Source organism: uncultured Parasphingorhabdus sp., assembly GCF_963975555.1.
Lineage (GTDB): Bacteria > Pseudomonadota > Alphaproteobacteria > Sphingomonadales > Sphingomonadaceae > Parasphingorhabdus.
Map to the genome: position 1 here is coordinate 414,476 of NZ_CAXBHH010000002.1, position 21,537 is coordinate 436,012.

The window sequence follows — 21,537 nt, forward strand, 5'->3', positions numbered from 1 at the left end:
AGCCTATAAGGGGGTCCCTTGAGTTGCACCATTATCTTGATGCTGAGGAGCTGACGAAGGCTCTAAGCCCAGACATTCCAGTTTTGCTTAACCGGCCACATGCAGCCCGACGTGCTGCGCGTTATTTTGTCGAGCAATTTCCCGGCAAATCCCTTTACGCCGTCAAAGCGAATCCTTCGCCCGCATTGCTGCAATTGCTGTGGGAAGAAGGCGTGACCCATTTCGACGTGGCTTCGATCGACGAAGTCCGCATCGTTCGCGCAGCTTTGCCCGACGCGACGCTCTGCTACATGAATCCGGTCAAGCAATTGTCATCGATACGCGAAGCCTATCGCGACCATGGCGTTCGGATTTTCTCGCTTGATAGTATCGAAGAACTGGAAAAAGTCGAACTGGGCACCGAGTTTGCGGATGACCTGACACTTTGCGTCCGGATCCGGGTTGCGTCCGAATTCGCGGAAATCAGCCTTGCTTCGAAATTCGGCATTGATGTCGATGAATCCGCAGAATTGCTCCAGCGTGCGCGGCAACGGGCAGACAGCCTCGGCATTTGCTTCCACGTCGGCAGCCAGGCGATGACGCCGCTTGCCTATGTCCATGCTCTGGAACGGGTCCGTACCGCCATTGTCGGGGCGTCGGTTACCGTCGACATCGTCAATGTAGGGGGTGGCTTTCCATCGATCTATCCTGATCTGGAGCCGGTTTCGCTCAACCATTATTTTACTGCTATCGACCGCACGTTCGAAGATTTGCCGATCAGCTATTCCGCCGAACTCTGGTGCGAGCCAGGCCGTGCGCTGTCTGCCGAATATAGCTCGCTGGTGGTTAAGGTCGAACGGCGCCGTGGTAACGAGCTGTTTATCAACGACGGCGCCTATGGCACCCTGTTCGACGCCGCGCATATCGGCTGGCGGTTTCCCGTGCGCCAGGTTGGTGCGGATGGGGAAGGCGGAACGACCACCGGCTTCAGCTTCTATGGTCCGACCTGCGACGACATGGATTTCATGGCCGGCCCGTTTAACCTGCCCGACAGCATCAAGGCCGATGATTATATCGAGATCGGTATGATCGGTGCTTATGGTTCTGCGATGCGGACGAAATTCAACGGCTATGGCAGCAGTCACGAATATGATGTCACCGACGAACCCATGGCCAGCCTCTATGTCGGCGAAAATCTGGACCGGTCCGATCGCGACAATGTGGTGTCTTTCCCGACCGCCTGACGGCCAAACTAGGTTGCAATTGACAATCCTTTGTAATTGAAGCAGTTTCTCCCCGGGCTTGGGGAGATTAAGAATCATGGATATTGCTATTCTGACACCCGCTGCGGTGCTTGTCTTGTGGTCGCTGATCATGTTGCTGTGGATGGCGGGCACGCGATTCCCGGCGATGGCGAAATCGGGGGCGGATCTGTCCAAGGCCGCGCCCGGCGGACGGGGAAGTGATCTGGAAGGGGTAATCCCTGACAAGGTGAACTGGAAATCCCACAATTACACCCATCTGATGGAACAACCGACACTGTTCTACGCCACGGTGGCGATCCTTGCGATTGCCGGCGCAGGCCACGGGATGAATCTCTATTTCGCCTGGGCCTATGTCATCATCAGGATCATCCACAGCATCTGGCAGGCAACCGTCAATCTGGTGAAAGTCCGCTTCATGCTCTTTGTGCTGTCGACGATCTGCCTGCTTGTCATGGCGATCAATGCGCTGTGGGCCACGCTTGTTTAGAGTAATAATAATATAAGGGAGGGAATTTATGGAGAATAGCCTGTTGCTGCAGCCGATGGTTGCGCTCATTTTATGGACGATGCTGATCTGGCTGTGGATGTATGTCACGCGGATACCGGCGATGAACAAGGCCAAGATCGACTCAGCCAATCTGGTCGGTGGCAAGGGTGGCGATCTTGATGAACTGCTGCCACCGGAAGTGCAGTGGAAAGCGCATAATTATAACCATTTGCTGACAGAACCGACGCTTTTTTACGCAATTTGTGTCGTTTTGATCCTCTCCGGTCAGGATTATGGACTGAACCTGACCATCGCCTGGATCTATGTCGGCCTGCGGGTTCTACACAGTCTTGTTCAGGTGACAATCAACCGCGTGATCTTTCGGTTCATGCTATTTTCCCTGTCCAGTCTTTGCATCATCGCCCTGGCAATTCATGCGGCGATTGCAGTATTCCACTAGTTCCGGCGTTCCTGCGGAGGCATTTGCTTTCGCAGGCCCCGGCTAGCGGCTGAAGCTGGACACGATCTCGACATGGGTAGACCATAGAAACTGCCCGACCGGCCATACCTGGCGGAGCTTGTATCCGGCATCGCAAAGCTGCTTTGCATCTCTGGCGAAGCTCGCCGGATTGCAGCTGATATAGCAGATTTTCTCGACCTCTGATTGTGCCAGTTGCAAGATCTGTTCGCGTGCGCCGGCCCGTGGCGGGTCAAGAATGACGGCATCAAAACGGTTGAGCTCTTCAGCGCTCAGCGGCCGACGGAAAAGGTCGCGATGCTCGCAGAATATCTGACGGGTGGAATGATTGGCCACCATTTTGAGCGCGCCCATCGTGTCGCGAGCGCCTTCGGCAGCATAGACCTTCTTGTCATCGCCGAGCGCCAGAGTGAACGTGCCCAGTCCTGCGAACAGGTCGGCGACAAGCCGCGCGTCACCAACGGCCTCGAGCATCGCCCAAACGAGCATCTGCTGGCCGTCGCGAGTCGGCTGCAAAAAGGCGCTATGCGGGAAGCTGACGGCCATTCCGCCCAACGTGATCGTCACCGGCTCCGGTTCCCACTGTGTCTCCGAGCCATAGCCGCCATCGACGGACAGACGCGCCAATCCATTGGCTTTGGCAAAATCCGACAAGGCCTCGCGCTGCTCCAAGCCCTCAGGCTCGTAATTGCTGATCAGCAGGTCGATCCCCTGATCCACGAGCGTCATCTCGATATTCATGTCATGCTTGCGACGCGACGCATTTTTCAGAAACGTCCGCAGAGGCGCGAGAAGCGCGAATAATTCGGGTGCCATGATCTCGCATTGCTGCAGATCGACGATGCGATGGCTGCCGGCACCGCTGAACCCTAGCTTGAATTGGTCGCCGAGCTTGGCAGCGCGCAGACTGGCGCGGATTCTGGTTTTTGGCCGGGAGACCTGCGGCGGGTGCAGCAGTTCTGCCGCCAGCCCCTGTCCTTCCAGTGCGTAGGCCACTCGCTCGGTGAGGAAGCGGGTGTAGCTTTCGTCATCAAGATGCTGCAGATTGCAACCGCCGCAGGTCTGAAAATGCTGGCACGGAGGCTCGACATGATGCGGCCCCTTGATCAGGCCACCATCTTCATTCAACCGGTCGAGCGGGGCAGAAAAGGCGACATGGCGGCCATCAGCGGTCACGCCATCACCTTTTGCGGCAACACGAAGAATCAGGTCGGGATCGGGAGTCGCGGTCATAAGCATTCCTGCAAAGTGGCGGGGAGTTGGTCGATAAGCATTTCAGGCGTGAAAGCGGGGCCAGCCAGTTGTCCTGCCCTGCTGTGCAGCCATTGGCCCTCGCACGCTGCCTTATAAGCACTGATGCCCGTTGCCAAGCGACTTGCGATAATCCCGGCCAACACGTCACCGGTACCCGCTGTTGACAGCCATGGACAGGATTGCGCCGATATCGATGCTTTGCCGTCCGGGCTGACGATTACGGTATCGGAACCTTTCAGCAGAATGCTGCATTCCGCTTGATTGGCAAGACTGCGGCTATCCTCGAGTTTGTGGTGCGAAGCGTCTGGCATCAGACCGGAAAACTCTCCCGCATGGGGTGTTGCGATGGTCTCGGCAGAGCGGCCCTTCACCAGGTCGATAAATTGCGATCCCCCAACGGTTAGCGCATCGGCATCCAGAACAAGTGGTGCATCTGCAGCGAGCGCAGTGGTGAGTAATTCCCTCGCCCGGTCATCCCGGCCCAGACCGGGACCCAGGACGATGGCGGAGATACGCTGATCGGAAAGCTTATGTTGAAGTTCGGCCATGTCCTGCACCGTCTCGACCACAATGCTGGGATGCGGAGCGATAAAACCGGCACGTGCGAAGATTTTGATATAGCCTGCCCCCGTTTTCTGGGCGGCCATCGCGGTGAGCTGGGCTGCGCCGGGCATGGCCCCGGCGACGATGGCGACTAGGCCACGGCTATATTTATGGTCGTGCGATGTCGGCGGGGGAATCCGGGGTCTGGACAGAATCCCGAGATCGCTGTCCCCTGCGATACCTATATCAATCCCGACCAGATCGCCCATTTTGGATCGCGCAGGTTCGAGGAAATGGGAAGGCTTGAACGCGCCGAGGGCGATGCATGTATCAAATGCCGGGATATCGTTGAGCAGCTTGCCATGATCGGACTCGACACCGCTGGGCAGATCGATCGCAATCCGTCGCTTTGCGCCTACAAACAGGCGGGTGAAATGGGCGAACCATTCGTCGCCGACTGCGCGGGTCAGGCCGGTGCCGAAGAGGCAATCGACAAATTGCGCTGCCAGTTGCGCATCTGGGAGTGCGACAGTCTTGCCTCGCCACTGCGATTTCGCATGTCGCGCTGCTTCTGTTGTCGGTTCCAGCGGTGCGGCAATACTGACATCGACGCCTTTTTCGAGCAGCCATTGCGCGATGACATAGCCGTCTCCGCCATTATTGCCGGGACCGCACAGCACCAACGTTGGCATATCGGCGGCGATCCGCCAGATCATTTGCGCGGCGCCCTGCCCGGCCCGACGCATCAGTTCCTGCACCGCAACACCGCTGTCGATCAAGAGCTGCTCCGCCAGCTTCATTTCAGCGGCGGTCAATATGTTCCCGTTATTCAGCAAAAATGCCTCTAGTTTCCGGCTTGTGCCGGATCTTTGCTAGTCTCTGTCGCGTTCGCGGGCAAGGCTTCGGATTTTGCGGTGGACTTGATTTGTGCCGGCAGCAGATATTTGTCGGGGCCGACGCTGACCAGTATCTTGCCATCCTCGACGATAGATATCTGCGCCTTGTCGAAACCGTCGGCGGCTTCGAGGCCGTGGCCATCGGTCAGGACGTTAAAGCGGCGAAAACCGCCATCGGGATGGCGGATGATCATCGTGACGCCGCCTTCACCGCTCAACCGTTCGGTAAAACAGTCACGTGTATAGTCGCTTGCGCCATCAATCGCGCATTCGATTTTACCGTCATCACCGGCCTGATCCGCCGCCCGCTGTTCCGCGTCTGCGAGAACGCCATTATCGGGCCGGTTCTCGCAGGCGGTCAGCAACAGCGTCAGGCCGACAATATTAGATATCCGCATAGACATGTTTTTCTGCTTTGGCTCCAGGATGGGTCACCGCCCCCTGATAGGCCGGTCCCACGTTTTGCGCATAGCGCCACAATGCTCCTGAACCATAATCGGTTTCGCGTCGTGTAAATTTTTCTCTACGCTCCGCCAATATTGCCTCGTCGACTTCCAGATCAATGATGCCCTTCTCGGCATCGATATTGATCATGTCGCCTTCCTCGATTAGACCGATAGGCCCGCCATCCGCCGCTTCCGGACCGACGTGACCGATACAGAATCCGCGTGTCGCACCGGAGAAACGGCCATCGGTGATCAGCGCGACCTTCTCGCCCATGCCCTGGCCATAAAGCGCAGCGGTGGTGGCCAGCATTTCGCGCATGCCGGGACCGCCTTTTGGTCCTTCGTTGCGAATGACGACAACCGCGCCTTCCTTGATTTCGCGCTTTTCGACGCAAGCAAAGGCATCCTCCTCGCATTCGAACACCTGGGCCGGGCCGCGGAACTGCAAGCGTTCCATGCCGGCTACTTTGACGATTGCGCCTTCGGGTGCCAGCGAACCGCGCAGGCCGACTACGCCGCCGGTTGCGGTGATCGCGTGCTGGACATCATAGATGACCTTCTGGTCAGGGTTCCAGACGATTTCCTCGATATTCTCGCCCAGGGTCTTGCCGGTGACGGTAATGCAATCACCGTTGATCAGACCGTTATCCATCATCGTCTTCATCAGCATATAGACACCGCCGGCATCATGCATGTCCTTGGCGACATATTTGCCGCCCGGTTTGAGATCGGCGAGATAAGGCGTTGTTTTGAAAATCTCGGCGACATCGAACAGATCGAATTCAATTCCCGCTTCGCTGGCCATGGCCGGCAGATGCAAGGCAGCGTTGGTCGAACCGCCGGTGGCAGCAACCACGCGGGCCGCGTTGATGAAAGCATCTCTGGTGCAGATATCGCGCGGCCGCAAATTGAGCTCGATCAGGTTCATGATCTGGCGGCCCGCTGCCCGCGCCATATCGTCGCGGGTTTCATAGGGCGCTGGTGCCATATTGCTGTTCGGCAAGGACAGGCCGATCGCTTCTGCGACGCAGGCCATGGTGTTGGCGGTGAACTGGCCGCCGCAGGCACCGTGACCGGGGCAAGCGACTTTTTCCAGTTCGATCAGTTCCTGCAACGGGCAATTGCCGGCGCTATGCTGTCCGACGGCTTCAAACACGTCGACAACGGTTACGTCATGGTCGTGGAAGCGGCCTGGAAGGATCGAACCGCCATAGACGAAGATCGATGGCACGTTGAGTCGCAGCATCGCCATCATCATGCCAGGCAGGCTCTTGTCGCAGCCAGCATAGCCGATGACCGCGTCATAGCAGTGGCCGCGGACGCTCAGTTCGACGCTGTCGGCGATGACTTCGCGAGATACCAGCGATGCTTTCATGCCCTGATGGCCCATGGCAATGCCGTCGGTAACCGTGATCGTGTTGAACCGTCGCGGCGTACCACCGGCTTCGATAACGCCTTCGCGCGCCATATCGGCCTGACCGTCGAGCAAGGTGTTGCATGGAGCGCTGTCATTACCCGCCGAGGCGATGCCGACGAACGGCTTGGCAATATCTTCTTCTGTCATGCCCATCGCATAATAATAGCTGCGCTGGGGTGCGCGCTCTGGTCCGACACTGACGTGACGGCTTGGCAAACGGGACTTGTCGAATCTGTTGGTCATTCTGGCTTCCAATATGGCTATTTCCGGATCGTCCTTTCAAAAGTCCGCCGGTTAAGCAAGGGCTGTTCTTATTTTATCGCAACTACGCAATAATATATCAGCGAAACGGCGCTGTCCGGCCTCTTCCCGGATCAGATCCTGACGAATCTCGACCCCGATATAGGGCTGACCAATGGTTTCGCACTGCCGGTTCATCGTCGCGTTCAGGTCTTTGCCGGAATAAGGCATCTGGTCACCAATGATCAGCCCCTCTTCTTCGCCGAGAAACTGGAGCGCCAGACGCGGGGCCGCCTGATGCTCATTATACATGATTCCCATGTCCCACGGACGTTGCAGGTCCGGTTTGGAACGAAGCACCGGCGAGAAACTGTGTAGAGAAGCCACAAGGGCCGGCTTCAGGTCCGCTATCAGCGCCGCCACCCGGTCGTGATAGGGCGTGAAAAAGCGATCCAGTCTGGTTTGTCGGTCCTCGTCAGACAGATGGTTGCCCGGGATTTCTATGCCATCGCTGCTTTCCACGATAACGGCCGCTTCGTCAGGATAGCGGTTGAGATCGACAATCAGACGGGAATTTGCGCTGAGAACGGCAAGATATCCGCTATTTTCTGTCATCAGGCGCGCAATCGGCGCGATGCCCGGATCATAGGCGATATGGTCATCTTCATATTCCGGCGAGATACCCAGATCGATATCGTCGGGTATATGTCTCGAGGCATGATCGACCACGATCAACACGCCACCTTCGGAAGGAACTCCGGATATTTCAAAAGCTTCGGTCATCGAAAACTCCCAATCATGGTCCACGCCCCGTCCATTGCCTGCAGACAATGGTTTTCGGCATTTTTGGCCTCAGCGAGCGTATCAAACAAGGCAAAACATGTCGCGCCAGAGCCGGACATCCGCGCGATGACCGGCTGGCACTCTTCGAGCATTTTCAGGACATCGGTCAATATCGGCACCAGCGCGACCGCCGGTTTCTGCAGGTCATTTCTGCCGCTCCGCGCGACAGTGATGACCGGCCCGCTTTCGAGAGCACCGCGATCGACACCATCCCAGGCAGCAAATATGTCAGCCGTGGAGACAGGAACCAGCGGATTGACCAGAAGCGCGGTGCATTGCCTCAGATCGTCGTCGGCTATGCTGGCCAGGTCCTGACCGATGCCCGTACCGCTGCATGTCTGGCTGATCACACAGGCGGGAACATCGGCACCCAACGGTTTGGCAATTTCGGCCAGTTCTGTGATATTATAGTCCAGCCCCCAGAAGCGATTGAGCAGCCGCAGCGTTGCCGCAGCATCGGCGGAACCGCCGCCAATACCGGAAGCTACCGGAAGCCGCTTGTCGAGATGCAGATGCGCCCCGCGCGCTAGATTTGATTTCCCTAAAAGCCGTTTGGCCGCTTGGATAACCAGATTGTCCGTCGTGCTTAACCCTTCGGCGAAAGGACCGCTAATGTCCAAAATCACACCATCTCCCGGCTCGACAGAAATCACATCGCCAGCATCGAGAAAGGCGAATATCGTCTCCAGTTCATGATAGCCATTTGGCAGTTGCTTGCGGACATGCAGCGCCAGATTTATCTTTGCATAGGCCGTTTCGCTGTTCACCATATCCAAAAGCGGATCGGGCATCAGGGCGATACGAGATCGGGCCGGAGCCCCATGTCTATTTTGCTGGCGAGACGCTGGGCATCATCACCCTCGGCGAATAATTCAGCAGATCTCCAAGCATAGCGCGCTTCATAGAGCCGACCAGCGGTCCAATAGGCATCGCCTAGATGCTCGTTGATCGTCGGGTCCTTTGGCTGACCTTCGAGAGCATTTTCCAGATAGCCGATAGCCCGGTCATGCTCGCCGGTAATATAATAAGCCCAGCCCAGAGAATCGGTGATCGCTGGCGAATCCGAGCGCAGCTCATGCGCTTGCTTGATCGCGGCAATGGCCTCTTCCTCGTTTTCGCGGCGTTCGAGCTGGGCATAGCCCAGATAATTGAGAATCGTCGGGGAGTTGGGCAGCAGTTCATTTGCTTTTTGCAACGCTTGCAAAGCTGCGGGCCAAATCCCGGCCTGTTCCTGCGCTCCGCCCAATGCCAGCCAGTAATTGGCCATGACCAGAGCCGGTTGATCCTGTTTTTCACCCAGCGCGACCGCCGATTCAAACGAGCTTGCCGCAGCCTTGTTATCGCCCATCGCTTGCAAGGCCTGACCCTGCAATATGTACAGTTCGGGAGCATCCGGGTTATATTTCAAGGCCATATCCAGCCGGGCAAGTGCCCGGTCATATTGCCTGTTCGTGACCAGACTGGCGATCTGGGAACTCAGCGCGACCAGATAATAAGGACTATCGACTGCAATACGTTCATATTCCGCCACGGCCAGATCGTGGTTTTCGGCACTGGCAAATGCGCGGCCCAGCGTCAGCGATGCATAGTCCGATGTACCGGCTACCCGCGCGCCCACTTGCGCCATAACCTGCGAGAGGAACTCGACCCGCTGAGCCAGCAGATCGTTTGACAGTCGTTGAAAAAGAAACGCCATGCCAGTGGACGGGGTTACCCTGAGGGCCACACCCTTTTTCTGGCCCGCCTCGATCTGCTGCAACAGTTTCTGCTCTGGTCCCGATGACCGGAACTGTAGGATTTCATTCGCCGTGGCCGGATCATTATTCGCCCAGAAATGCCGCGCTGCGGCGACCCTTAGCGGTGCCATGCGGGCTTCGTTGCGTTTGACCAGTCCGGCCAGCAAGCCGATGGCTTCGCTTTCCTTCCGGCTTGCCAGCCTGTTCAATATGAGCTGCTCTTCAAGATAATATCTCGCCGTGGTATCCGCCTGTGCCAGCGACAGAGTGGCCGAGGCATCCTGACCTCTGGCGGTTTCGAGCCAGGCTTGCAGAAACGGCTGCATGAACGCAAAATTCTTGAGCGCTTCCAGCTCGACGATCGCCCGCTCGGCACCATTCCAGTCATTCTGTGCGAAAGCTGCAGCAAAGGGCAGCAACGGCATCTCCGGATCCGCTTTGCCGCGCAGTTGCAGCGTGCGGACGGCTGTCACCGCCAGATCGAAATCACCCACAGCAATAGCGCTGACAAAGGCCTTGCCAGCGAGCAGTTCGTTATCCGGCTGCTCTTTCAGGCTTTCCGCGTAAATCGCGGCGGCGGCCTGAGATTCATTGGATGATTCAGCAAGCCGCGCCGCGACAAAACGGTTCAGGGCCGACGAGCTGTCGCCGCGGCTGGCCAGCGCCGGAGTACCGGCTAGTCCGGCAACCACCAACGCACAAAAACCAAGTTTACATATTCGGATAATTTGGACCTCCGCCCCCTTCGGGAACAACCCAGTTAATATTCTGGGACGGATCCTTGATATCACAGGTTTTGCAGTGAACGCAATTCTGCGCGTTGATCTGGAACTTCGGCTTTCCGGCCTCGTCCTCGATAAATTCATAGACACCCGCCGGGCAATATCGCGCCGATGGTCCGGCAAAGACGGGCAGATTGACATCAACCGGAATATTCGGGTCCTTCAACTGCAGATGCACCGGCTGGTCTTCCACATGATTGGTGTTGGACAGGAACACCGAAGACAGACGGTCAAAACTGATCACACCATCCGGTTTCGGATATTCGATCTTCTCGCAATGTTCGGCCCGTTTCAGTCGTGACCAGTCGGGATGCAATTTCATCGTGAACGGCATTTTGATTTTGAGATGCTCTGCCCACATATTCATGCCGGACAATATCGTGCCGAGGAAATCACCATATTTCTCGACCGCGGGCAGGACATTGCGAACAACCCGCAATTCTTCACGAACCCAGCTATTCTCGTAAGCAGTTCCGTAAGCGACAAGCTCGTCGCTTGTGCGCTCGGCGACAATCGCTTCATAGGCTGCCTCGGCCGCCATCATACCGGTTTTCATCGACGTATGCGTGCCCTTGATCCGAGGTACGTTGACGAAACCGGCAGAACATCCGATCAGGGCGCCACCGGGGAAATATAATTTCGGAACGGCTTGGAAGCCGCCGTCGTTGATCGCACGGGCGCCATAAGAAACGCGCTTGCCGCCTTCCAGGATCTTGCGGATTTCCGGATGCTGCTTCCAGCGCTGCATTTCTTCGAACGGCGAGAGATAGGGATTTTCATAGTTCAGCCAGGTGACGAAACCGAGTGCGACCTGGTTATCAGCCTGATGATAGAGGAAGCCGCCGCCGTTTGCGCCGCCGCTGAGCGGCCAGCCTTGCGAATGGATGACTCGACCGGCCTTGTGTTTGGCCGGGTCGATATCCCACAATTCCTTGACACCGAGACCATAGATTTGCGGCTGGCTGTCTGCAGTCAGTTCAAACTGCCTTTTCAATATCTTGGTGAGATGGCCATGGGCGCCCTCGGCGAAGAATGTATATTTGGCATGCAGTTCGAGGCCGGGCTCGTAATCCGGCTTGTGACTGCCATCGCGGGCGACGCCCATATCTCCCGTGGCGACGCCTTTTACCGATCCATCGTTATTATAAAGAATCTCCGCAGCAGCGAAGCCGGGGAAAATCTCGATGCCCATATTCTCGGCCCGTTCGGCAAGCCAGCGGCACAGATTGCCAAGTGATCCGGTGTAGGTTCCCTTATTGTGCATGAACGACGGTGTCATGAGATGGGGTATCGAAAATTTCTTGGTCTTGGTCAGCACCCAGTGATGATTCTCGGTAACCGGCGTTTTCGCCAGCGGACAATCCTCGTCCCGCCAAGCCGGAATCAATTCATCAAGCGCCTTGGGATCGATAACCGCGCCAGACAGGATATGTGCGCCGATTTCGGACCCCTTTTCAAGGATACAAACCGAGAGCTCCTTGCCTGCCTCGTCCGCCAGCTGTTTGAACCTTATGGCTGCGCTGAGACCGGCGGGACCACCCCCGACTATCACCAGATCATACGGCATTGACTCTCGTTCGCTCATGTCGATTTTCCTACAATTCTTGCTTTTATTCTCATCTACATTCGGTCTGTCGTAAACCGAAACCCTCTGGGCAGGAACCTGCTTTCCCGCCAATTGACCTATTCGTCAACTCATGACTCTATGCATGAATGAATTTAATTACCCCCCCCACGGCAAATCCATCCACTGAGTCGATCATCCACAGCCTGCAAAACTGGTGGTCACTTGCCGGTGTCGAACTGGATTATAATGATCAGCCGTCGGCGCTTTTGGCAGCGGAGGTTGCACCACCCGTCGCTGTCCGTCCGACCCCGGCTTCCGTTACGAAACCTTTGCCGGAAGAGACCATAATCCCGGTCCGCGACGAGCCGTTGCCGGAGTCTCATGAGGGCTTTCTCGACTGGCTGGCCAATGACAAGAACTTGATCGAAGCGAAATGGTCGCGGAGCAGAGTGCTGCCAGAGGGCATATTGGAACCGGAAATTATGACCATCTCCGCGCTCCCCGAAAAAAATCGTGATGGCAACGTCCAGTTGTTCAGTCAGGACAATCAGAAGCTGTTGAACAACATGCTGGCAGCAATCGGTGCCGATTCGCAAAAATCTTATATGGCGACCATCGCCACATCCCTTCCCGTTGACGGCAGAATCGATGAACAACATTGGAAAGCCCTGAAAATGAGGCTTTTACACCATATCGGGCTGGTCCGACCCAAGCGGATAATCTGTTTTGGCGACCTTGCTGCGAAGATCATATTTGGTGAAGACTTGCTGTCTGCCCGCAAAAATAAGCAAATTATTAACCATGGTGCCTCAAAAACAGAGACGATCGTAACATTTCATCCCCGGATCCTGATCGAGCGGCCATTGTTCAAGGCCGAAGCTTGGAAGGATTTGCAAATGCTGACAAGGATTTCTGCCCCGTGAAACTGAAATTTGCACTGACTGTATCGCTTTTCACCCTCATGGCGTCGCCGGCATTCGCCGACGACGGAGCGGTGCTCTACAATAGTGCATCGATCGCCAAGGACATCCCCTCGCAATTGAAGCGACAACAATCCGACCATTACCGAGCGCTTTTCTCGGCGATGACCGCCAACCAGTGGGATGTTGCGCAGAACCTGATGGACACAGCGCCAACCGGTCCGCTCAAGTCGATCGCACAGGCAGAATTTTTTCTCGCGGCGAACAGTCCGCGAGCAGAACTCGGACCGTTGCTGACTCTGGTCAACGAAGCTCCGCAGATACCGCAAGCCGCCCAACTGGGCCGACTGGCAGAAAAACGCGGCGCGCAACTGCTGCCCAGCCTGCCACAGCGCCGGAATCTTTCATGGGTGCCCGGCTCTCCCATCCGTTCCAAACCGAATGACGTGAATTCGGATAGCGCGGCCAATGGCGTACGCGGCCAGATCATCGATTTTATCAAGAATGACAATCCGCAAGGCGCGGAATCATTGCTCAGCGGCAGCGCGATGAACATGTCGTCCGAAGGGCGTACCGAACTCGAACAGCGGGTCGCATGGTCTTATTATATCGAAAATGACGACGCCTCCGCCCTGCGTATGGCTCGACAGGCTCAAAATGGTGCAGGAGAGTGGGTCGGTCATGCCGACTGGGTTGCAGGACTGGCGGCATGGCGGCTGAACGATTGCCGGTCGGCGAGCAGTTCTTTCGAGAAAGTCGGACGGTCTGCCGACAATGTCGACCTGAAGGCAACTGGCCTTTACTGGAGCGCGCGGGCCGATCTGAAATGCGGTCAGCCGGAAAAGGTACAGGGCAAGTTGCAAGCGGCAGCGCGCTATGACGACAGCTTCTACGGAATGCTTGCCGCGCAAACGCTGGGGATGGAACCAAACCAGTCGGAACAGACGAAGCTATTCGAAAAATCGGACTGGCGGGCGCTCGAGCGGCATGAGAATGTCCGCGCGGCCATTGCGCTGGTCGAGATCGGCGAGGAGCGACTGGCCGATGAAGTGCTGCGGCATCAGGCCACTATCGGTCCGGATGCCGATCACCCTGCCCTGATCAAACTCGCCCGCGAACTGGATCTGCCACGGACCCAGTTGTGGCTCGCTCATAATGCACCACGCGGCATGACGCCCGACGCCCAGGCCCGCTTCCCCGCGCCGAAATGGACACCCGACGGCGGCTGGAGGGTCGATCCCGCTCTTATCTACGCCCATACATTGCAGGAATCCGGATTTCGCAGCCAGGTGGTCAGCCCGGCCAATGCCATCGGATTGATGCAGGTACGTCCGGGCACCGCCGGCGATATCGCCAGAGCCAACGGCATGCATTTTAGCGAAGCCGATCTCTACAAGCCTTCTACCAATCTGGAATATGGCCAGTCCTATCTGGAATATCTCGGGAGATCATCGATCACCGGCGGCAAGCTGCCCAAGATTGCAGCGGCCTATAATGCCGGCCCTGGCGCGGTGCAGCGCTGGAACACGGAGATACGGGACAATGACGATCCGCTATTGTTCATGGAAAGCATCCCCTATGTCGAGACCCGCGGTTATGTCTCAATCATCCTGCGCAACTACTGGATGTACGAGAAGCAGGCGGGCATCCAGTCCGTCAGCGCGCGTGCGCTGTCACAAAATCACTGGCCGGAATTTCCTGGCCATCCGGACGGGCGCAAGACCCAGTTCACTGCCCGCTAAACTCCGGGTCCCAAACGCCTGACAGCAAAAAGCCGGAAAGTGATTTTCACACTGCCCGGCTTTTCATTTCGGAATATTGTATCGCCTAGTAGCGGTAGTGGTCCGGCTTGAACGGGCCTTCGACCGGAACGCCGATATAATCAGCCTGTTCCTGGCTAAGCTTGTCGAGCTTCACGCCGAGTTTCGCGAGATGCAGTTCCGCGACCTTCTCGTCGAGATGCTTCGGCAGAACATAAACATCATTTTCATATTGCTCGGGCCGCACCCACAATTCGATTTGCGCCAGCACCTGGTTGGTGAAGCTTGCCGACATAACAAAGCTCGGGTGACCGGTTGCGCAGCCAAGATTGACCAGACGACCCTGGGCCAGAATGATCAGTTTCTTGCCATCCGGGAATTTGACTTCATCAACCTGCGGCTTGATTTCGGTCCACTGCATGTTCTTCAGGCCGCTGATCTGGATTTCGCTGTCGAAGTGACCGATGTTACAGACGATCGCGCGATCCTTCATGGCCCGCATGTGATCAACGGTGATGACGTCCTTGTTGCCGGTTGTGGTGACGAAGATGTCAGCGCGTTTCGTCGCTTCTTCCATCGTCACAACTTCAAAGCCTTCCATCGCCGCCTGCAGCGCGCAGATCGGATCGATTTCGGTTACCAGCACGCGTGCGCCGCCGTTGCGGAGCGATTGTGCGGAACCCTTGCCGACATCGCCGAAGCCTGCGACCGCTGCGACCTTACCGGCCAGCATGACGTCGGTTGCACGACGGATCGCGTCGACCAGCGACTCTTTGCAGCCATAGAGATTGTCGAACTTGGATTTGGTCACGCTGTCGTTGACGTTGATCGCCGGGAAAGGAAGTTTGCCGATTTTGGCGAGTTCATAGAGACGGTGAACACCGGTGGTGGTTTCTTCTGAAACACCCTTGATGGTTTCAACTGTCTTGGTCAGATAGCCGGGACGTTCGGCCAGAAAGCGGGTCAGGGTCGCGACGAAGACTTCTTCTTCTTCGTTTTCTGGTGTGAACAATTTTTCACCGGCTTCAACCCGAGCACCCCAGAGAGCGAACATGGTGGCATCACCGCCGTCGTCGAGGATCAGGTTGCAGGTTTCGTCTGTGCCCCAGTCAAATATACGCTCAACATAGGACCAATATTCTTCCAGAGTTTCGCCCTTGATCGCGAAAACCGGAGTTCCGCCCGCTGCGATAGCGGCAGCGGCGTGATCCTGGGTCGAGAAGATGTTGCACGATGCCCAACGGACTTCTGCGCCGAGATCGAGCAGGGTTTCGATCAATACTGCGGTCTGGATAGTCATGTGCAGCGAACCGGTGATCCGGGCGCCTTTCAAAGGCTTGTCTGCGCCAAATTCTTCACGCAAAGCCATCAGACCCGGCATTTCGGTTTCGGCTATTTCAATCTCTTTGCGACCGAAATCGGCGAGGGAAATATCCTTGATAACATAATCTTGGGTTGCGGTGGCCACGTCATATCTCCTTGAAAAACGAAATGCCGCACGGGCGATCCTGTGCGGCAACATGGCTTTTCAATAACGCCTTGCGGCCTCTGAAGCAAATATAAAGATGTCTTTATATTTGATATTTTGTGAGGTCACTCCCTTGCGCGCCGCAACAATCAAAAGGTCAGGCGCTGCCAAATCCGCTGGACAGTTTCGACGGATCAATGCCCAGCGCGTCCCATGCCATCAGCCATTTGTCGCCCGACCCTGTCTCGTACAGCCAGTCAGGAGACCCTTCGGCGATGGTCCAGCCATTCTGGGTCAGTTCACTTTCCAGCTGTCCTTCACCCCATCCGGAATAGCCAAGCGCGATGATCCAGTGTTCCGGCCCGCGCCCTTGGGCTATTGCCTTCAGCATATCGATCGAACTGCTGAGCCCCCAGCACTCCCCGACCTGCAGTGTATCCGACATGTTGATATCGAGACTGTGGAGGATGAAGCCGCGCTGTGTTTCCATCGGACCGCCCAGAAAGACATCGCAGTTGGGCGCTTCGGTTGTGTCGATATCGAACTGCCGGAGAATATCGTGGAAACTGATGCCCTCTACCGTCTCGCCGATGTTGATGCCCAAGGCACCATTTTCATCATGGGAACAGATCGCCACAACTGATCGGGAAAACCGTGGATCCGCCATTCCGGGTGTGGCGAGAAGAAATTGTCCGGAGAAAAATATCGTGTCATGCATCGGAGGCAGCATAGCAACGCAAATATCCGCTGCCCATATTAAATTTCGTCGCTGATTTGTTTGCCCGGCTCGCTTGCAATTTCCCGCGCCGGTCACCACTATTAGCTGTAGAGGCAGGCATATTCAGTCCAACCCAAACAAGGAGCATAAGATGATCAACAAAGGCGATAAAATTCCAGAAGTGAAACTGGTCAAGGCAACCGCAGAAGGTCCGCAGCAGGTCAGCTCGAGCGAATATTTCGCAGGCAAGAAAGTGGCACTGTTTTCGGTTCCCGGCGCGTTCACGCCGACTTGCTCCGCGAAACATCTCCCCGGCTATGTCGACAAAGCCGCCGAGCTGAAAGCCAAAGGCGTAGACGAAATCGCCTGCACCGCAGTCAATGACGCGTTCGTAATGGGTGCATGGAATAATGCATCGGGTTCAGAAGATGTCACCATGCTGGCTGACGGCAATGGCGAATTTGCTCAGGCAGTTGGCCTGACCATGGACGGTTCCGGCTTTGGTCTGGGCCAGCGCGGCCAGCGTTTCTCGATGATCGTTAACGACGGCGTCGTTGAAGAACTTAACGTCGAAGCGCCGGGCGACTTCAAGGTCAGCACCGCAGAATATATGCTCGACCAGCTTTAATATAAGCGACAAAATAATAGCCGGCGGGAACTCAGGTTCCCGCCGGCTTTTCTATGCCTACCAACCGCAAGACTTGCCTTTATTTTCTTCCTTCAGCCAGTCCATCAATGGCGCGAAATAGCTGATCATAGCCTTGCCGTCCATTTCACGGGTGCCGGTGAAGGCTTCGAGAGCGTCGGGCCAGGGCTTGGATGCGCCCATTTCGAGCATCGCGTTCAGCTTCGCGCCGACTTTCTTGTTGCCATAGAAAGAACAGCGGTGAAGCGGGCCTTTCCAGCCAGCAGCATCGCAGGCAGCTTTATAAAACTGAAATTGCAGGATGCGGGCGAGGAAATAGCGCGAATAAGGCGTGTTGCCCGGGATATGATATTTTGCGCCAGGATCGAAGGCATCGTCCGGACGTTCGACTGGTGGCGCAATGCCCTGATATTCGAGCTTAAGGTCATGCCAGGCCTTAGTATAATCCGCCGGCTGGATATCACCGGAGAACACCTGCCAGCGCCATTTGTCGACCAGCAGGCCGAATGGCAGGAAGGCCACTTTGTCCATCGCCTGACGCAGTAACAGACCGATATCCTTGTCTGCGCTCGGCACCTTGCTCTTGTCGAGCAAGCCCACCTGAACCAGATATTCCGGTGTAATCGAAAGCGCTACAGCATCGCCGATCGCTTCATGGAAACCGTCATTGGCGCCGTCGAGATGGAGATAGCTCTGCTTGTTATAGGCGCGCTGATAATAATTATGGCCCAGCTCGTGATGGATGGTGGTGAAATCATCGCCATTCACCTTGATGCACATCTTGATCCGGATATCGTCAACATTGTCGATATCCCAGGCACTGGCGTGACACACGACTTCGCGATCAGCAGGCTTCGTGAACAAGGACCTCTGATAGAAGGTTTCCGGCAGCGGATCGAAGCCGAGCGAGGAGAAGAAGCCCTCGCCTGCCTTGACCATCTTCATCGCGTCATAATCTTTCGCGACCAGCAATTCGGTCGTGTCGAACCCAATGTCGCCAGCTCCTTCCGGTGCGACGATATCATAGATATTGCCCCATTCCTGCGCCCACATATTGCCGAGAAGATCGGCGCGGATCGGGCCGGCTTCCGGTTGCACAGCGTCGCCATATTTTTCATTGAGCTTGTCGCGTGTGTAGCAATGGAGTTGGTCGTAAAGCGGTTTGACCTGCGCCCATAGCTTATCGGTAAGCTTGGCAAAATCATCGGCAGACATGTCATAGCCCGACCGCCACATCGCGCCGACATCAGCAAAGCCGAGTTCCTTGGCGCCTTCGTTGGCAATCTCGACCATGCGGGCATAATCATCCTTCATCGGCGCGCCGACATTGCTGTGCCAGCTGGCCCACATTTCGGAAAGTTCTTCGGGGTTGCGATTGGTGCCCATTTCGGCTTCGATATCGGACCCGTTGATTTCCTTGCCGTTCAGCGTGCCCTTGCCTTTACCGTAAGCGGAGTTCAGCTTGGTCGCGATTTCGTTCAGTTCAGTCGAAGCGCCCTCTGTGGTTGGCGCGGGGAGCACGATACCGCCGCGCAATTTGTCCAGTTTCCGCCGTGTGACAGCGTCCAGCCCCTTGACATCGTTGAACATCGCCGCATCAATGGCTGCCTGCACCGACATCGTCGTTCCCTCTGCACCGACCTTGGCGGCCAAAGCGTCGGTGTCATCGGTGATGAAGTTCGCGTTTATCCAGTAGATCCGAGAGGCGTCCAAAGAGAAATCGAACAATTTCTGTTCGGTTTCCTCGACGAATTGCTTTGCATCGGCAGCGGTCGGGACAGCGGTTGCTTCCACGGCATCAGTTTCGTGATGCTGGGCCAATGCTGGTGTTGCTAGAGCCATAGTGGCGATTGCGACGATCGAAGCGGCGGTTCTCATGATATGATCCTCAACTGTTTTGAATTTGGTTGGAATTGAAACTTTATTGCCTGCCGGTCAAGCCCGTGTTTCGCGCCATCGCCAGATTAGCGCCACGATCATGGCGACTGTGCCGACAATCCAGCTGATGGTCTTGACCGGTTTGGCCAGCGCCGCAGTTCCGGCCAGAATGTCGCTGCCCTGTTCGTTGACCAGCTGAACCAGCTGGCAGACGGTCTCGACATAGTCGGTCAGGCCAAAGATAAAATAGCTCAGCACGCACAGCAGGCCGACCTTTTTGAGTGTCGGGGAATTGGCCCGCTGCCAGATCAGCCGTCCGCCGATTATCCCGCCAGACATATAGAGGGTGATGAAAACCAGATCGGCGATCATGCCCCAGCGAGCGAGATCGAGCACACCCGCAGCGGCCCAACTCTGCTGGATCGCGTTCACCCGCTCCGCCGTCGCTGCGCTCTGGTGATCCAATATGCCTCCCGGCGCGACCGTCGTTTCGAGCACTCCGCCCGTTGCAACCAGATAGATAAACAGCGCCAGTCCACCGCCCCAGAATATCCAGAAATTACGCCAGCTATACAATTTCGGCATTGTCTCTCCTATCCGGCCAGAAAGCGCACCATTTCCCGGCTCATTTCCGATTTGGTCACACTGCTCATATGGGTACCCGGTATGGCGACATGTTGCCCCCGGGACAATAGTTCGGTCAGCTTCACCGGATCGCCATTGTCGCGATCTTCCGATCCACACAGCACCAGTGTAGGCGTGTCTATAACCGCCAACGCTTCTGGCTCCAGATCGGAGAAAGTCCTGAGCAGATAGGATGCGGCGACCGGATCCACCTTCTGGCTCTTCATGAACTGGATAGCCATCCAGTGCGGATCGCCGCGTTTGGCCGTGTCCTTGATCCGGATCGCTTCCTGAAAAAATTCCTGCCGCCGTTCCCATCCGGCAAGCCCTTCGAGCCCCATACCCATCAGCATCGCCTTGGCCGGCTTTGCGCCTGTGACCAGCAGCCGTGCCGTCGTCCGGGCTCCGAGCGAGAAACCACCAAGATCATAGTCGGATAATTGCAGATGTTCGATCAACGCCTGCACGTCCTTGACCAGAACATCGTCGGGATAGGCAGCCGGATCATGCGGCGCCGCGCTTTCACCGTGAGCGCGCAGGTCGGGCATGATCACCCGGAAGCCGGCGTCGACCAAGGCCTGCGCATGACCAAATTTGATCCAGTTGGTATCGGCGTTGGAAAACAGCCCGTGGAGCAGGATCACGGGGCGGCCTGCGCCCATTTCGTGGATTTTGAGGATTACTCCGTCAAAGGATGAAAAGTCCCAGTTTTTTGCGGTCATCAATCGGTTCTCATATTCCAAAATGTGTCAGAGCCAGCGCCAAACGAAGAGATTCCGTCATGCCCGTCGGCTTCGGATTTCCCTGGATTGGGAAGCCCAGCTTGGACCAAGATAAAATGCGAACATCACGCGCAGCCTAACGCCTCATACTGATCGTGGAAAGACCGAAAAAACTATCGCTCGGCAAGGCCCTTTTGCTTCATCCGCCATACAGCCAAATCGATCCGATCCTGCCCAAAGAAAGGTTCACCCTCGAACACCAGCGTCGGCACGCCCCAGTGGCCAGCAGCCTCGAGCGCTATCTGGTTCTCCGCAATTTCGGCGTCCAGACCGTCCGACTGGGTTGCTGCTTCGACTCGAAGTTCGGTCAGGTTCAGTCCGGCCCGCTCCGCCGCTTTTTCCAGATGGTCGCCTTCGTTCCAGCCAGCGGTGCCGCCCCAGATCATCTGCGAGACTTCATTGGCAAATTCCAGACCCTTGCCGCGCCGGGATGCGGCCTGCCCCATCCGGGTCAGTTCGAAAATATAGGGCTGTTCAGCGGCGATCTTTCGGGTTGCGATATCCTGCACGATCGGATCGGGATTGGGCGGTGCCATCGGGATGCCCATATGCTGCGCGACCCGGAATATATCCCTGAACACATAGCCGAGCCAGTTGGGATGGTTCTTCTCGAAAAAATCCGGTTCGCGGATCGCCAGCGGATAGACGAAGCGCTGGTTGATCTGCAGGTCATATTCCTGCGTGAGCGCCACATAACGCCGCGTAGCCAGATAGCTGTAGGGCGAACGGAAGGACCAATATACGTCTGCTTTCAATGTCATGCCGGTCATATGGCACAAGAATAAGTCTCCATCCACGATTTTCGAAC

General features: G+C 56.4%; 20 protein-coding genes. 6 read left to right on the top strand and 14 right to left on the bottom strand.

From position 1 onward, the window contains the following. Nucleotides 1-23 precede the first annotated feature (23 nt). The 3 genes from AAC060_RS07320 to AAC060_RS07330 all read left to right on the top strand — a co-directional run bounded on the left by AAC060_RS07320 (nucleotide 24) and on the right by AAC060_RS07330 (nucleotide 2,191). Nucleotides 24-1,223: a type III PLP-dependent enzyme gene (locus AAC060_RS07320; RefSeq protein WP_339824418.1), complete on the top strand. Its 1,200-nt coding sequence runs from the start codon at nucleotides 24-26 to the stop codon at nucleotides 1,221-1,223. A gap of 76 nt (nucleotides 1,224-1,299) precedes the next feature. After that, nucleotides 1,300-1,731 carry an MAPEG family protein gene (locus tag AAC060_RS07325; protein WP_339824420.1) on the top strand — a complete coding sequence of 144 codons (432 nt, stop codon included), beginning with the start codon at nucleotides 1,300-1,302 and terminating at the stop codon, nucleotides 1,729-1,731. 28 nt (nucleotides 1,732-1,759) lie between these two features. Beyond that, entirely contained in the window at nucleotides 1,760-2,191 is a 432-nt protein-coding gene (locus AAC060_RS07330; protein ID WP_339824422.1) for an MAPEG family protein, read from the top strand. Between the two features lie 42 nt (nucleotides 2,192-2,233). Here AAC060_RS07330 and AAC060_RS07335 read toward each other — a convergent pair whose 3' ends face one another. Genes AAC060_RS07335 through AAC060_RS07370 form a run of 8 tightly spaced genes read right to left on the bottom strand, consistent with a single transcriptional unit; the run spans nucleotide 2,234 to nucleotide 11,951 of the window. After that, complete coding sequence (locus tag AAC060_RS07335; RefSeq protein ID WP_339824424.1) at nucleotides 2,234-3,442, bottom strand: class I SAM-dependent RNA methyltransferase; 1,209 nt, start codon at nucleotides 3,440-3,442, stop codon at nucleotides 2,234-2,236. After that, nucleotides 3,439-4,821 carry an NAD(P)H-hydrate dehydratase gene (locus AAC060_RS07340; protein WP_339824426.1) on the bottom strand — a complete coding sequence of 461 codons (1,383 nt, stop codon included), beginning with the start codon at nucleotides 4,819-4,821 and terminating at the stop codon, nucleotides 3,439-3,441. Before AAC060_RS07340 ends, AAC060_RS07335 begins: the two co-directional genes overlap by 4 nt. A gap of 29 nt (nucleotides 4,822-4,850) precedes the next feature. Further along, nucleotides 4,851-5,306: a hypothetical protein gene (locus AAC060_RS07345; protein ID WP_339824428.1), complete on the bottom strand. Its 456-nt coding sequence runs from the start codon at nucleotides 5,304-5,306 to the stop codon at nucleotides 4,851-4,853. Further along, nucleotides 5,287-7,008, bottom strand: a complete 1,722-nt coding sequence (ilvD, locus tag AAC060_RS07350) for a dihydroxy-acid dehydratase (protein WP_339824430.1) — start codon at nucleotides 7,006-7,008, stop codon at nucleotides 5,287-5,289. Before ilvD ends, AAC060_RS07345 begins: the two co-directional genes overlap by 20 nt. Nucleotides 7,009-7,059: 51 nt before the next feature. Further along, entirely contained in the window at nucleotides 7,060-7,788 is a 729-nt protein-coding gene (locus AAC060_RS07355; RefSeq protein WP_339824431.1) for an N-formylglutamate amidohydrolase, read from the bottom strand. After that, complete coding sequence (locus AAC060_RS07360) at nucleotides 7,785-8,639, bottom strand: 4-(cytidine 5'-diphospho)-2-C-methyl-D-erythritol kinase (RefSeq protein ID WP_339824433.1); 855 nt, start codon at nucleotides 8,637-8,639, stop codon at nucleotides 7,785-7,787. The genes AAC060_RS07355 and AAC060_RS07360 overlap by 4 nt, the downstream gene beginning before the upstream one ends. Next, complete coding sequence (locus AAC060_RS07365) at nucleotides 8,639-10,276, bottom strand: tetratricopeptide repeat protein (protein WP_339824435.1); 1,638 nt, start codon at nucleotides 10,274-10,276, stop codon at nucleotides 8,639-8,641. The genes AAC060_RS07360 and AAC060_RS07365 overlap by 1 nt, the downstream gene beginning before the upstream one ends. A 19-nt stretch (nucleotides 10,277-10,295) precedes the next feature. After that, nucleotides 10,296-11,951, bottom strand: a complete 1,656-nt coding sequence (locus AAC060_RS07370; RefSeq protein ID WP_339824437.1) for an electron transfer flavoprotein-ubiquinone oxidoreductase — start codon at nucleotides 11,949-11,951, stop codon at nucleotides 10,296-10,298. Nucleotides 11,952-12,079: 128 nt separating this feature from the next. Between AAC060_RS07370 and AAC060_RS07375 the strand changes: the two genes are divergently transcribed. Together AAC060_RS07375 and AAC060_RS07380 are read left to right on the top strand one after the other, a co-directional pair. Then, nucleotides 12,080-12,856 carry a uracil-DNA glycosylase family protein gene (locus tag AAC060_RS07375; protein WP_339824439.1) on the top strand — a complete coding sequence of 259 codons (777 nt, stop codon included), beginning with the start codon at nucleotides 12,080-12,082 and terminating at the stop codon, nucleotides 12,854-12,856. Continuing rightward, complete coding sequence (locus tag AAC060_RS07380) at nucleotides 12,853-14,595, top strand: lytic transglycosylase domain-containing protein (RefSeq protein ID WP_339824441.1); 1,743 nt, start codon at nucleotides 12,853-12,855, stop codon at nucleotides 14,593-14,595. The genes AAC060_RS07375 and AAC060_RS07380 overlap by 4 nt, the downstream gene beginning before the upstream one ends. Nucleotides 14,596-14,680: 85 nt before the next feature. On the opposite strand, the gene ahcY is transcribed toward AAC060_RS07380, so the two are convergent. Both ahcY and AAC060_RS07390 read right to left on the bottom strand, forming a co-directional pair. Continuing rightward, nucleotides 14,681-16,081, bottom strand: coding sequence for an adenosylhomocysteinase (ahcY, locus tag AAC060_RS07385; RefSeq protein ID WP_339824443.1), 1,401 nt, complete (start codon nucleotides 16,079-16,081; stop codon nucleotides 14,681-14,683). Nucleotides 16,082-16,238: 157 nt separating this feature from the next. Continuing rightward, nucleotides 16,239-16,799, bottom strand: a complete 561-nt coding sequence (locus tag AAC060_RS07390; RefSeq protein ID WP_339824445.1) for a YqgE/AlgH family protein — start codon at nucleotides 16,797-16,799, stop codon at nucleotides 16,239-16,241. A gap of 151 nt (nucleotides 16,800-16,950) precedes the next feature. On the opposite strand from AAC060_RS07390, the gene AAC060_RS07395 reads away from it, so the two are divergent. Continuing rightward, complete coding sequence (locus AAC060_RS07395; RefSeq protein ID WP_339824447.1) at nucleotides 16,951-17,427, top strand: peroxiredoxin; 477 nt, start codon at nucleotides 16,951-16,953, stop codon at nucleotides 17,425-17,427. A 57-nt stretch (nucleotides 17,428-17,484) separates the two neighbouring features. Here the strand turns inward: AAC060_RS07395 and AAC060_RS07400 are convergent, their stop codons facing one another. The 4 genes from AAC060_RS07400 to AAC060_RS07415 all read right to left on the bottom strand — a co-directional run bounded on the left by AAC060_RS07400 (nucleotide 17,485) and on the right by AAC060_RS07415 (nucleotide 21,490). Further along, nucleotides 17,485-19,323: a M2 family metallopeptidase gene (locus tag AAC060_RS07400; RefSeq protein WP_339824448.1), complete on the bottom strand. Its 1,839-nt coding sequence runs from the start codon at nucleotides 19,321-19,323 to the stop codon at nucleotides 17,485-17,487. 57 nt (nucleotides 19,324-19,380) lie between these two features. Beyond that, nucleotides 19,381-19,908, bottom strand: coding sequence for a hypothetical protein (locus AAC060_RS07405; RefSeq protein ID WP_339824449.1), 528 nt, complete (start codon nucleotides 19,906-19,908; stop codon nucleotides 19,381-19,383). A gap of 8 nt (nucleotides 19,909-19,916) precedes the next feature. After that, complete coding sequence (locus AAC060_RS07410; RefSeq protein ID WP_339824450.1) at nucleotides 19,917-20,669, bottom strand: alpha/beta fold hydrolase; 753 nt, start codon at nucleotides 20,667-20,669, stop codon at nucleotides 19,917-19,919. Nucleotides 20,670-20,842: 173 nt separating this feature from the next. Continuing rightward, the gene (locus AAC060_RS07415; RefSeq protein WP_339824452.1) at nucleotides 20,843-21,490 is read right to left on the bottom strand and encodes a DsbA family protein; all 648 of its coding nucleotides are present in this window, start codon (nucleotides 21,488-21,490) and stop codon (nucleotides 20,843-20,845) included. Nucleotides 21,491-21,537 lie beyond the last annotated feature (47 nt).